This window comes from Algoriphagus oliviformis (genome assembly GCF_017254915.1).
In the GTDB taxonomy this organism is placed as follows: Bacteria; Bacteroidota; Bacteroidia; order Cytophagales; family Cyclobacteriaceae; genus Algoriphagus; species Algoriphagus oliviformis.
The window spans coordinates 1,178,150-1,190,168 of the sequence record NZ_JAFKCT010000001.1; the positions used below are offsets into that span (position 1 = coordinate 1,178,150).

Genomic DNA, 12,019 nt, shown 5'->3' on the forward strand with positions numbered 1-12,019 from the left:
TGGGACTCAATCCCAAATGATTTTCTTCAAGTTTTTCAGCGTATTTGGCGCAGTGGGCCGTTGTTTTGGGCACCCAAGACAGAATTTCCTTTCGCAGTCCGGAGGATTTTGAGGCCTCGGATCTCCGCGCCGAAGAGCCCCGGGAGGACATGCGCCGAGCCGTCCATCGACTGCCAGGAGCCTTGGCTCCAGCGGTAGGCTTGGACTCCCAGGTTCCTGGATTTTCCCAGGTCGACGCGGAAGTCAGAGGAGTTGCCGCCGAGGTAGAGTGTCCCCGTCTCTTCATCCACGGCGATGGCGAAAATCGGGCTTCGCTGCGCTTCTTCCGGAAAAGGGACAAAGGCAAACGAGCCATCCTCCTGCTGGAGGTACGCGCCCGACCGAAACTCATACGCCGGGAGCTTGCGCACGCCCTCAAGCTCCTCCGGGGAAAACAAATCCTCCGGTCGGGAGATTTGCGAGTAGTCCGCATAGGAGCTGTGCTTTCGCTTGATCCCCGGGAGCTGCCGGATCAGGTCGTCCCGAGTGGCAAAGGGCACCAGCTTGTCGCCAAGGTAGTGGAAGATCAGCGGATCCGCCTGTCCGTTGCCGTCAAAATCATGGTGGTACAGCCAGACAGGCTTTTGCGTCGAGGCTTTGAGCTTGCTGTTCGTTCCCAGGTTTCCGACTAGGATGTCCGGCTTGCCGTTGCCGTCGAGGTCGGCCACTTCGAGGGATTGAATCCATCCTGCGGAAAACTCCAGTCCTTTTGGTCGGCGCTCCACCAGCTTTTTCTCCGGAGAAATCCCGAAAACCCGCAGCCCCTGCCAGTCTCCGCTGAGCAGGAGCTCTTTGGTTCCGTCCCCGTCCAGGTCGGCCCATTTTGCGGTGTTGACCATTCCCAGCGCTGTCTCGGGCTGAAGCCAGGCGGTGGTTTCGTCTGCAAACTGTCCTTTGCCCCCATTGATCAGAATGCTGCTTTTCGGGCTGGCTCCGTAGTCCCCCGTGGTCACCGAGGAGCCGACGAAGAGGTCCAAATCCCCGTCTCCGTCCAGGTCGTAGATCGCGACACAGGAGGTGTTTTCACCAATGGGTGGCAAGGCCCTCATGGCAAAGGCAAACTGCCCCCTGCCATTCCCGAAAAACACCCGGTCAAAGTTGTACAGCTCGCCCGAAGCGTGTTCGTTTCCCCCGCTGCCTACAAACAGGTCCAGATGTCCATCTCCGTTGAGGTCGGCAAACTGGGCCACGACGTCCTCGGCTTTGGCCAATAGCTCAAACATGGGATTGGGAATTTGCTCGAAGTCCCCGTTTTCTTTCTGAAGGAAAAAAGCCCCTGGCTGATCCATCGCTCCCCCCAGATATATGTCGTCCAGCCCGTCCCCGTTGACATCGGCGACTGCCATCGCGGGCCCCATCCTGGAAAAGCTCCTTGGGGCGAGGTACTCCCGCTTCACAAAGTCGGTGGCGTTCCTTTCGTGATGGCTCCAGCTGATGGGAAAGGAAGGGAGGTCGGCAACGTCCCCTTTCGGCGCTGGGTAGTAGGGATTTCCTGTTCCTTGGATCAGCTGCAAGCTTTGGTTTGCTTCGGTTTTGGGGAAAATTTCAGCCTGCCCATCTGGCCAGCTGACCAGGATGGAGTCCAGAGAACTGGTTTTTCCCAAGCCAAAGACCAAAGTCGTGGATGGGCCGGACTGAAAGCCCCGGCTGGTACTCAGCCGCTGAGCCCAGCTTTGCTGCCCAGAGAAGAGCCGTACCTGGGCTCCGATACCCTGAGGGTTCTTATTTCCGGTCTGTAGGTCGATGCGCAAGTATTGGTTTCCCGTCTTTTCGGCGTGGTTTTGATAGACGAAAGCCGGCTGGTTGAGATTGTTGACGATCAGGTCGAGGTCTCCGTCGTTGTCCAGGTCGGCGTAGGTGGAGCCGTTGGAGTAGCTTTCTTGGTCCAGACCGAGGAGGCTCGCCTCGTTTTTGAAGCTGAGATCGCCTTGGTTTTTCCAGGCGAAGTTGGAAAGCTTCACGCTGGGGAGCATGTCGATTTGCTTTTTGCGCAGCTCCTCGGGCGAAAGGCCCGGTTCGGGAGACTGGCTGTATTGGATGAAATCCAAGTTATTGGGACGCTTGACGATGCCGTTGGTGACGTGGATGTCGGGGAGGCCGTCGTTGTCCATGTCAAAGATCAGCGGCGACCAGCTCCAGTCGGAGGCGGATACCCCCGCAGCGAGCGCGATCTCGGCAAAGCCCTTTCCGCCTTGGTTGAGAAGGAGGTGGTTTCGCACATATTGGTCCTGGTAGCCAAACTGCTCCTTGATCTGATAGACTTCTGCCTTGTCCTCCCCCACGGACTTCATCCAGATCGAGGGGTCTTCGGGCAGCATGTCCGTGGTGAAGATATCGGGCATGCCGTCTCCGTTGAGATCCGAGGCGTCATTGCCCATGCTGTAGCGGCTGGTGGAAGGGATAAGTTCTCCCAAGGCTTCCCTAAACGTCCCGTCTTGCTGGTTGAGGTAGAGGTAGTCGTTTTCGGTAAAGTCATTGGACACGTAGAGGTCCAGCCAGCCATCCCCGTCAAAGTCCTCCACACTCACTCCGAGTCCAAAGCCCAGAATGCTGGAATAGATTCCCGCCGCCTCCGTCACGTCCAGAAATCGGTCCTGGCCTTCCATTGCCAGATTTTTGAGCAGGCGGTCCCCGAGCGGGCTCGCTTTGCCGCGCGCCTCAGACTTCACAAATACCTCGGGAGACTTGATGTTGTGGTTGAGCAGGTAGAGGTCCAGGTCGCCGTCGCGGTCGTAGTCGAAGAATACTGCATGGGTGCCAAAGCCCCGAAAGTCAATCCCAAATTCCGCGGCCGCCTCTCGAAACTTTCCCCCGCCCAGATTCAGGTAAAGTTTGTTTTGCCCACTCAGGCCCGGCAGTCCGGCGACTTGGGAGACGTAGATGTCCAGCAGGCCGTCCCCGTTCACGTCGGCCATGGTGGCGCCGGTAGACCAGGCCCCGTCTCCGTCCACTCCGGCGGACTCGGTGATGTCCTCAAAGCTGAAGTCGCCGCGGTTGCGGTAGAGCCTGTTGGGGACTTGGTTTCCGGTGAAATAGAGGTCCACCAGCCCATCTCCGTCGATGTCGCCGGCAGCTACTCCGCCGCCGTTGTAGTAGTACAGGTATTCCAGGATGTCGATCCCGAGGCTGTCATTCAGCTGGTTTTGGAAAGTGATGCCGGTCCGCTCCGCGGAAAGGAGGGCGAAGCCATTGGTCTCGGTCTGGACTTCCTCTTTTTTGCAGGAGAAAAAGGCCAAGCCCGCCGCCAAAAGCCAGGTATGTCTTGCTGCTCCCCTGCCCATCAATGCGTCCATATCTCAGCGGCTGCGCTGTTTTTCACTACCAAAAGGTTTTTGTCTCCCAACAGGGAAAAAGCCCGGATATCGCCCTCCAGCCGTAGCCCGCTGCTTCTGTTGGGCAGGTAGGAGAAGGTGCCGTCGCCGTTGCCGATCAGGACTTCCCCATAGCTCGCATCGATCTTGCCGACTTCCGGCTTGATCTGGGCCAGATTGCCGCCGAGGATGAGGTCGAGGTTGCCGTCATCGTTGAGGTCTAGGACTTGGATGGCAAAAACCCAAGAGCGCTGCGCCATCCTGGGGAAGGCTTTCCACTCAAAGTTGCCGTTGCCTTGGTTTAGCAAAACTCCCGACTCCAGGTGGTTGACTTCCTGGATGATGGACTTGTCGACAATTTCCTGGGAAAAAATGTCTCCCAGCGCCTTGTTGTTGTAGTCGGAGTAGCGGATGTATTTTTTCTTGATCCCCGGGACTTGGCGCTCCAGCTCATGCTTGAGGGTGTAGGGGATCTGCAGCTCTCCCGATTTTTGGGTATAGATCTGCTCGATGGAGCCGTTTTGGTCAAAATCATTCAGAAAAAGGCTGATCGGGGAGGCGGCAGAAGCTTTGAATCGGGTGTTTAGACCGTGGTTTCCGAGAGCCAAATCCGGCAGGCCGTTGCCGTCAAAGTCGCCTACCTCCAGGCTGCGATACCAGCCTTTGAGTCCCTCCAAGCCAGGTGTTTCGGTTTTTTCGAGCTTGCCGCCGGTATTTTTGAAAAACGTCGGCGCCATCCATTCGCCCGCGAGCACGAGGTCGATGCTTCCATCCCCATCCCAGTCGAGCGCCTGGGAGGCTGTGACCATCCCGAGGTTTTTCAGGGATGGGGCGAGGGAGGCGGACTCCTCGCTGAAGTTTCCCTTGCCGTCGTTGATCCACAGCTGGCTGCTGGCTGGAGCTCCGTAGGTGAAGGGCACCAGCCTTCCCCCTACGAACAGGTCCGTCGCCCCGTCCCCATTGATGTCGAGGGCGCTTACCGTGCCACTGCTGCCCAGGACGGCTGAGAATCCGGCTTGCGGATTTCGGGTGAAGTTTCCCTTGCCGTCGTTGAGATACAGCCGGTCTGCGAGGTCAGGCATGGCGATGCCGGACTCATTTCCCCCGGAGGTGACGAAAAGATCCAGGTCTCCATCCCCGTCCGCGTCAAAAAACAGGGCATCCGTGTCTTCGGAAAGGGCGTCATCGGCAAAGGCTTGTTGTGGTGTTTCCCGGTATTTTCCCGAGGATTGCGCCAAATACAGCTTGCCGGGGAAGGTCTTTGCTCCGCCAAAGAAGAGGTCGTCCAGCCCGTCGCCGTTCACATCGGCCTTGGCAAAGGCCGGGCCCTCGGTGGAGTACATGAAGTACGTCAGTCGATCCCGGTCGAAATCCACGAAGGGATTTTCGGTATGGACGAAGTCCAAACCCGGATTTGGGTCTTTTGAATATGGACGGACTTTGGTTTCCGGAAAGAAGAAAACACCAGTGGGGATGTCACCGGCTTCTTCCCATTTCAGCGAGACCAGTTGGTCGGCGGCTTGGTTTTCCACTGCGCTGTACTTCCCATCCGGCCAATAGACCTCGATCTTGTCCACTTTGGAGATGCCCCCCAAGCCGACGGTGATCTTGGGGTCGACGGAGGACTGGAAGCCTCGATTGGGCATTTGCTCGACGTAGAAGAGCTGGTCGCCGGCTTTTACGCGGATCTGGGCGCCAATCGCCTGGGTGTTTTTGCCTTTTCCGATCAGGTTGAGCTGAAGCGAATGATTTTCTGGATGGAGGGATTTTCCCTGGTTTTTGAAAATCTGTGCCGGCTTGTTGACGTTGCTCACGACCAGATCCAGGGTGCCGTCATTGTCCAAGTCGCCGTATGCTGCCCCGTTGGAATGGATAGGAGTGCCCAAGCCCCAGTCTGCTGCGACATTTTCAAACTTCAGATCGCCTAGATTTCTGAATGCGTAGTTCGAGACTGGATTGATGGGGATAGGGTCGATCAGGGCCTTGTAGTCCACACCTTCTTGGGAGATGATCTTGATTTTGGTCTCCTCGTCGTCGATGAAATTCAGGTAGTCCAGATCCGTGATGTCCTGATAGATGCCGTTTGCGACGAAGAGGTCGCGCATGCCGTCATTGTCCATGTCAAAGATCAGCGCGCCCCAGCTCCAGTCTGTCGCTTCCATGTTGGCCAAGCGGCCCATTTCGCTGAAGGTGCCGTCGCCGTTGTTGACATGCAGCATGTTTCTGGAAAACTGGTAGTGGTAGCTGTGGGTCTTGTTAAACTGGAATTTGTCCCAGTTTTCAAACGTCGTCACCTGCTTCAGCCTTGATAGAGGCTCCGGCAGCATGTCGGTCACAAAGATGTCCAGAAGGCCATCCCCGTTGATGTCTGCAATGTCGGCTCCCATGGAAGCGGCGCTGATGGAGCGCATGGAGGTCTCCAGCGATTCGGTGAAGGTGCCGTCCTGGTTGTTGATGTAGAGGTAGTCTTTTTCAAAAAAGTCGTTGGAGATGAAGATATCCGGCCAGGTGTCCTGGTTGACGTCGCCGATGGTGATGCCCAGGCCAAATCCGATGATGGAACCGTAGATTCCCGCGGCCTCGCTCACATCGACAAACTTCCCGTCGTCGTTTCTGAAGAGTTTGTCTCCTCCCACGGCGTCCCGTTTGATCCGCTCGTTTTGCATCTTGTTGAAGCTTCCGATCGCTTGGTAGGAGTTGTTGAGCAGATAGACGTCCAGGTCTCCGTCCTTATCGTAGTCGAAAAAAACGGCGTGGGTAGAGAAGCCTTGGTCAGCAAGGCCATAGGCCTCAGCCTGCTCCAAAAACGTCCCGTCGCCCTGGTTGATGAAAAGCTCGTTTTGCTTGTTGTCGCCGGAGATGTCGCCGGAGTTGCAGACGTAGATGTCCAGCCAGCCGTCGCCGTTGACGTCGGCCATGGCCACGCCGGTGCTCCAGGCGCGGGTGCCGGCTGTACCGGATTTTTCGGTCACGTCCTCAAACTTGAAGTCCCCCTTGTTGAGGTAGAGTTTGTTTGGACCCAGGTTGGCGGTGAAGTACAGGTCGGCGAGTCCGTCGTTGTTCACGTCGCCTATGGCCACCCCACCTCCGTTGTAGTAGTTTCGATAGGTGAAGACGTTGAACTCCTCGTCGAAATGCAGGTCGTTGCGAAAGCCCACCCCCGAGGATTCGGCGGAAACCTCCTGGAAAAGGGTCGGCTGTTTTTCCGCTTCTTGCCTGCAAGAAAACAATAGGGATGCGATAAGAAGACTCGGAATTGCTACTCTCATGAATTGGTATTTCCTTTCAGTTTTTTCTCCACGGGAAGGTCGGAAATCTCCGCCCTCACTGCCGAGATGTGTTTTTTGAAGATCCTGATCCTGCGGTTGCCGTCCATCTTGACATAGACGACCTGGGACTTGTCTTCACTTCGGACCTCGATGAATCCCGGTCCGTACCAGGACTCGAAAAGCTTCACCACGTCTTCGCGGAGCTTTTCGGCACTGAGTTCCTCATTCCACGGGGCCCAGCCTTCGTAGGTAAACTCGATGGGCATGAGGTATATTTTCTCCTGGTCAAACTGGGGATAAAAGCGCATTTTGGCCGGAAAGCCGGACGGCATAGACGCACTGTATTCGACCGAAAGCTCGGTTGGGCCATTGGTCAGTTTGCCTTGCTTGTTGAGCTGCCAGCAAGCCTCGAAGAAGTCGCGCTTGGGCATCCCCAGCTCCAGGCCGAGAAACAGCTCGTTTACCTCTTTGCCCGAGGCCAGCTCTTTTTCCTCCAGCTTTTGGTACTCTGATTTGCAGGAAAAGAGCAGGAGGCAGAGGGCCAGGACTCTAGCGTATGTCAAAAAGCAGCGGTGTGTCATTGTTGCGCAGTACGAGAAGGTTTGGTTTGTTTTCGATGTTGACTTGGAGCAAGTGGCGGATTTCCCCCGGTACATACAAGCCGCTCTGCTCCGGGAGTAGGGCTTGCCATTCGTTTTTTTCCAGTGGCTTCAGCACCCAGCCATAGCTCCCCATTTGGGAGCCCAGTTCGGGCTTTACCGCACGCTGGTTGCCGCCAAAGACCAGGTAGGGCATTGGCTGGTCAGAAGCGATCGCGGCCAAGGCAAAGACTGGGGCGGACTGGATCTCGCGTGGCAAAGCCGTCGGAGCCATCACTCCCGAGTCCGTATTGAGCCAAAGTGTCGTCTCCAAAATCCGTGCATGTAAAGTTAGGGATTTAGCCCAGACCGCTTCGGGGAAAAGCTCCTCCAGCGTCTTGTTTTGATAGGATTCGTAGGTCAGCAGCTGCTTGCGGAGCGAGGGGATCTGGCGAAGCAGCGAGGGCTTGAGTACCCAGGGGATGGTCTTCTGGTCCTCGTATTGGGAGAGGATCTGGTCGAGGGCGCCATTTTGGTCGAAGTCGTTGACGACCATGCGAAGCTGGGACTCCGCCGAGGTCCGGAGCCGTGAGTTGAGTCCGTGGTTACCCGCCAAGATGTCCGGCTTGCCGTCTCCGTTGAGATCCTGTACCAAGAGGCAGTTCCAGAGCCCCTCGGTATCGGCCATCCCAAATCTGTCGCTGACTTCCTCGAGTTTTCCTCCGGAGAAAGCAAAAATCCGGATGGGCATCCACTCTCCAGCTAGGATGAGCTCCGTGATGCCGTCCCCATCCAGATCTGCGAGGGCTCCGGCGGTGAGCATGCCGAGCTTGGCGAGAGCGGGATTGAGGCGCTGGCTAATCTCGGAAAAGCTTCCCTTGCCGTCGTTTTCCCACACTTGAAGTCCTGCGGGAATGCCGTAGGAAAAAGGAACTGCGCGGGTACCTACCAAGAGGTCCTCATCGCCATCGCCGTCCAGATCATGGGACAGGATGAATGCCGTAGGACTGGAGGAGAAGCTTTGCGCGGATCTTTGGAGCTTTCCCTGCCCATCGTTGAGGTAGAGACGGTCGGCATAGGCTGCGGAAAAGTCGCCAAACTCTATCCCTCCGCTGCCGACGATCAGGTCGGTATGGCCGTCACCGTTGGCGTCAAAGAAGTGGGCCGTCACATCCTCTGCCAGAGAATCCCCTGCGAAGAGCGCTGTCTGGCTTGGGGTAAATTCCCCCGGTGAACTCTGCAGCAGCAGCGCGGAACTTTTTCCTTTCGCCCCGGGGATAAAAATATCCTCCCGACCGTCACCGTTGACATCGGCTTTGGCAGCCTTCGGGCCTTCGTTGCTGATCATCCAAAACCGAAGCCTGTCCCGGTCAAAGTCGATAAAATCGCTCTCCTGATGCCGAAAGGGGATGTTTGATAGGCTAGGTGAAAAGACCGTCGGAAAATGGCTCTTGGAGGAAAGCGCCGGGATAATCTCTGTCTCCGGGGAAAGCTGCAGGAACTGGTTGCTTGGCAGATCTACCAATCGAGTGACTTGCCCGCCCGGCCAAAGGACGCGGAGCGAGTCGATTTTTTCCAAGGCACCAAGCCCAAAGTGTAGGCGGGGATCGACCGAGGAGAGGTAGCCTTTGACCGGCTGATACTCTTGGTAGAATTGTCTGCCTGCGGAGTAGGCAGTGACTTTTGCCCCGAAGGCGTTGCCTAGGTCTAGGTTGAGGTAGTGGCCTTGGTTGGTTTCGGAGCTGGTATTTTGGAATACAAAAGCCCGCTCGTTCAGGTTGTTGACGACGAGGTCCAGATCGCCGTCATTGTCCAGGTCTCCGTATGCGGAGCCGCTGCTAAAGGTGGCCTGCGGCATTCCCATTTGCTCGGCCTGGTTTTCAAAGACCCAATTCCCCTTGTTTTTGAAAACAAAGTTGGCTTGGGGAGTAGAGGGGAATGCATCGATCATTTTGGTCAGCAGGACGGAGTCCTCGCGATAGCCTTTGACTTTCTCTTGGTTGTTGACATAGAAGTCGACAAAGTCAAAGTCGGTCAGGTCCTTGACGATGCCGTTGGCGACAAAGATGTCCTTCAGGCCGTCGTTGTCCATGTCGAAGATGAGTGCTCCCCAGCTCCAGTCCGTGGCTTCCACGCCAGCCATGCGGCCGACTTCCGCAAACAGTGGGCGGTCACTTCCGGGTTGGAATCCGAGATTGCGCTGCAGGGTGTTTCGCGTAAACTGGTGGTGATAGCCTGCCTTGGCACTAGCCTGATGCTTGTCCCAGTCCTCAAAGGGGGTTTTGGTTTTTACCCTTGCCAGCTCCCGGGGAAGCATCTCGGTCACAAAGATGTCGGGGCGGGAGTCGTTGTCAAGGTCGGCGATGTCTGCTCCCATGCTGCCCATGCTGATCTCTGGGAGTAGCGTGGGGAGGGATTCGGTGAAGGTCCCGTCTTGGTTGTTTAGGTAGAGGTAGTCCCGTTCAAAAAAGTCGTTGGAGACGTAGAGGTCAGGCCAGTGGTCGCCGTTGAGGTCGGCGACGGTGACTCCGAGGCCATAGCCAATTGCGCTTCCGTAGATGCCGGCAGCCTCAGACACGTCGGTAAAACGGTCTCCGTCATTTCTGAAAAGCTTGTTGCCTCCTTCCGGGTCGCGGATTTCACGCTGGCCTTGGCGCAGGTCAAATATGCCTACGGATCTGCCTGAGTTGCTGAGCAGATACAGGTCGAGGTCTCCGTCTTTGTCCATGTCAAAGAAAACGGCATGCTGGCTCAGGCCTTCTTCGGCGATGCCGTATTCCTTGGCTTTTTCGGAAAAAGTCAGGTTTCCTTGGTTGATGAAGAGTTCGTTGTGGCGTCGCTCGCCGCCTGGAGGCCCGGACTTGCAGACGTAGATGTCAAGCAGTCCGTCTCCGTTGACATCCGCCATGCTCACGCCAGTGGTCCAGTAGCCCTCGGAGTCGAGTCCGGCGGCTTCGGTAATGTCTTTGAAATTAAGCTGGCCCTGGTTGAGGTAGAGCTTGTTGGAAGTTTGGTTTCCGGCTAGGAAAATGTCCACCAGACCGTCGTTGTCAAGGTCTCCTAGGGCTACCCCTGCTCCGTTGTAGAAATTGCGGAAGGTGTAGGGGTTGATTTTTTCGGTGTAGGTGAGGTCGTTTCTGAAATCGATGCCGGACTCCGATGCGGATAGGAGGCGGAAAAGGGCTTCAGATTGGGTTTCCTTTTTGCAGGAAAACAGGGCGAGAAACAGGAGGACAAGAAGGTTCTTGCACTTCATGGGATTCCGGTAAAAAAAAGGAAGTGTACCGGAGTACACTTCCCTTCAAGATTAATTCTGGGTTGATCAGTAACCTGGGTTTTGGGTCAGGTTCGGGTTGGCATTGATGGCTTGCTGAGGGATAGGGAACAGGCCTCTGAAGGCTTCAGACTGTGGTTTTTCCCACCAAGGCTGATTCCACTTGCCAAAGCGGATCATGTCGGTACGACGGCTAGCCTCGGCAAACATCTCAAATCCGCGCTCTTCGAAGATCAGGTCCAGCGTGAGTGCCGCATGGGGATCGACACCGGCTCTTTCACGGATCATGTTGACGGAAGTGAGGGCGTCGCCTGTTTTTCCTTGACGAAACTCCGCCTCAGCCTTGATCAGAATGATGTCCCCGAGACGGATCAGCGGGTAGTCATTGTTCAAGCTGGAAGCAGCTCCGGAGGCAAATTCAAACTTGCCCACACGTACACCAGCCTGTCTGAAGGCATTCGGCGTTAGCATGTTGATGTTGGGAGTAAAGGTCAACGGCTGGCCGTCGGGATCGCCCGCTTCGGCAGAGATATCGTTGAGTCTAGTTCCATCGGAGGAAAACTGGGGGCCTTCGAGGAAGGAGTTTTTTCTCACATCATCGTCCTCGAAGTTGTTGTAAAACTCCTCCAAAGAGGCGTATCCATTCCAAGGCTGCTCCTGCAGGTTGTAGGTGTTTTGGCTCAGGTAGTGCAAAGTCATCTGAGGCAAGTTGAAGCCTTGGGCGTTGTTCTGGTCGTATGGTAGCGTCAGGATGTTTTCCGTGGATCCGCCGTTTCGCTCCGAAAAGTTTGCGAAGAAATTGGAGGACAGGGAATACTTGCCGCTGTTGATCACCTCTTCGGCTGCAGCTTCTGCCTCAGCCCATCGTGCCGTACCTGTATAGATCTGGGCATTGATGTAGAGCTTGGCGAGCATGGCTTGAGCCGTGTAGTAGTTGATCGTAGTCTTGGTGTTTTCCTTTACCAGCAGATCCATGTTGTCTTTGATGGAGCTTTCGATGAAAGCAAACACTTCGGCTCTTGACTTGTTGGAAGGGTTGCCTCCAGTGGTATTTTCGTCTACGATCGGCACATTGCCGAAGGTGTCGATCAGCCAGAGGTAGGACAAGGCTCTCAATACCCTGAGCTCGGCTGTCAGCGCTTCCACATCCGGATATTGGATGAGGAGGTTGTTGATCTCACCGATGGCGGTGAAGCAATAGTTCCAAGTGTTGTTGAACGATTCCTCTTTGGCGTCCCACTGATGGCGGTGCATGCGGATCCACTGTCCACCATCTTCCCAGTCGGCGCCTTTTTGCGGGATCGCCATCTCGTCGGAAGAGACTTCGTGGATAGACCAGATGCTGTTGTGTCCACCCCAGGATCCGACGATTCGGGAGTAGGCCGAAGCTTTGAGGACGTTTATCAAATTGGGGTTGGTGCTGTTTGTGATGTCATCGGCAGTCACCCCATCCAATACTTCTTGATCCAACTCCCAGCATGCGCCCAAGCCGAAGGCCAAGGGGAGCATTAAACAGATTTTTCTTAGTGATTTTGACATGTCTGTAGG

The 12,019-nt window shown here is 55.9% G+C and carries 5 protein-coding genes; all 5 read right to left on the reverse strand.

All coding sequences use genetic code 11. The features are described 5' to 3' along the window. Nucleotides 1–35 precede the first annotated feature (35 nt). Nucleotides 36–3,332, reverse strand: coding sequence for a VCBS repeat-containing protein (locus J0A68_RS05135; RefSeq protein ID WP_206577107.1), 3,297 nt, complete (start codon nucleotides 3,330–3,332; stop codon nucleotides 36–38). After that, nucleotides 3,320–6,619 (reverse strand): VCBS repeat-containing protein, encoded by a 3,300-nt coding sequence (locus J0A68_RS05140; protein ID WP_206577108.1) that lies wholly within the window; start codon nucleotides 6,617–6,619, stop codon nucleotides 3,320–3,322. Before J0A68_RS05140 ends, J0A68_RS05135 begins: the two co-directional genes overlap by 13 nt. Continuing rightward, a complete protein-coding gene (locus tag J0A68_RS05145; protein WP_236021339.1) occupies nucleotides 6,616–7,182 on the reverse strand; it encodes a DUF4265 domain-containing protein in 567 nt (188 codons plus the stop codon). Before J0A68_RS05145 ends, J0A68_RS05140 begins: the two co-directional genes overlap by 4 nt. Next, a complete protein-coding gene (locus J0A68_RS05150) occupies nucleotides 7,169–10,453 on the reverse strand; it encodes a VCBS repeat-containing protein (protein ID WP_206577110.1) in 3,285 nt (1,094 codons plus the stop codon). The genes J0A68_RS05145 and J0A68_RS05150 overlap by 14 nt, the downstream gene beginning before the upstream one ends. A 66-nt stretch (nucleotides 10,454–10,519) precedes the next feature. Continuing rightward, entirely contained in the window at nucleotides 10,520–12,010 is a 1,491-nt protein-coding gene (locus J0A68_RS05155; RefSeq protein ID WP_206577111.1) for a RagB/SusD family nutrient uptake outer membrane protein, read from the reverse strand. Nucleotides 12,011–12,019: the final 9 nt, after the last annotated feature.

Coding starts and splice junctions, on each gene's coding strand:
- J0A68_RS05155 (WP_206577111.1), bottom strand. CDS start 12,010: ATGTCAAAATCACTAAGAAAAATCTGTTTAATGCTCCCCTTGGCCTTC.
- J0A68_RS05135 (WP_206577107.1), bottom strand. CDS start 3,332: ATGGACGCATTGATGGGCAGGGGAGCAGCAAGACATACCTGGCTTTTG.
- J0A68_RS05140 (WP_206577108.1), bottom strand. CDS start 6,619: ATGAGAGTAGCAATTCCGAGTCTTCTTATCGCATCCCTATTGTTTTCT.
- J0A68_RS05150 (WP_206577110.1), bottom strand. CDS start 10,453: ATGAAGTGCAAGAACCTTCTTGTCCTCCTGTTTCTCGCCCTGTTTTCC.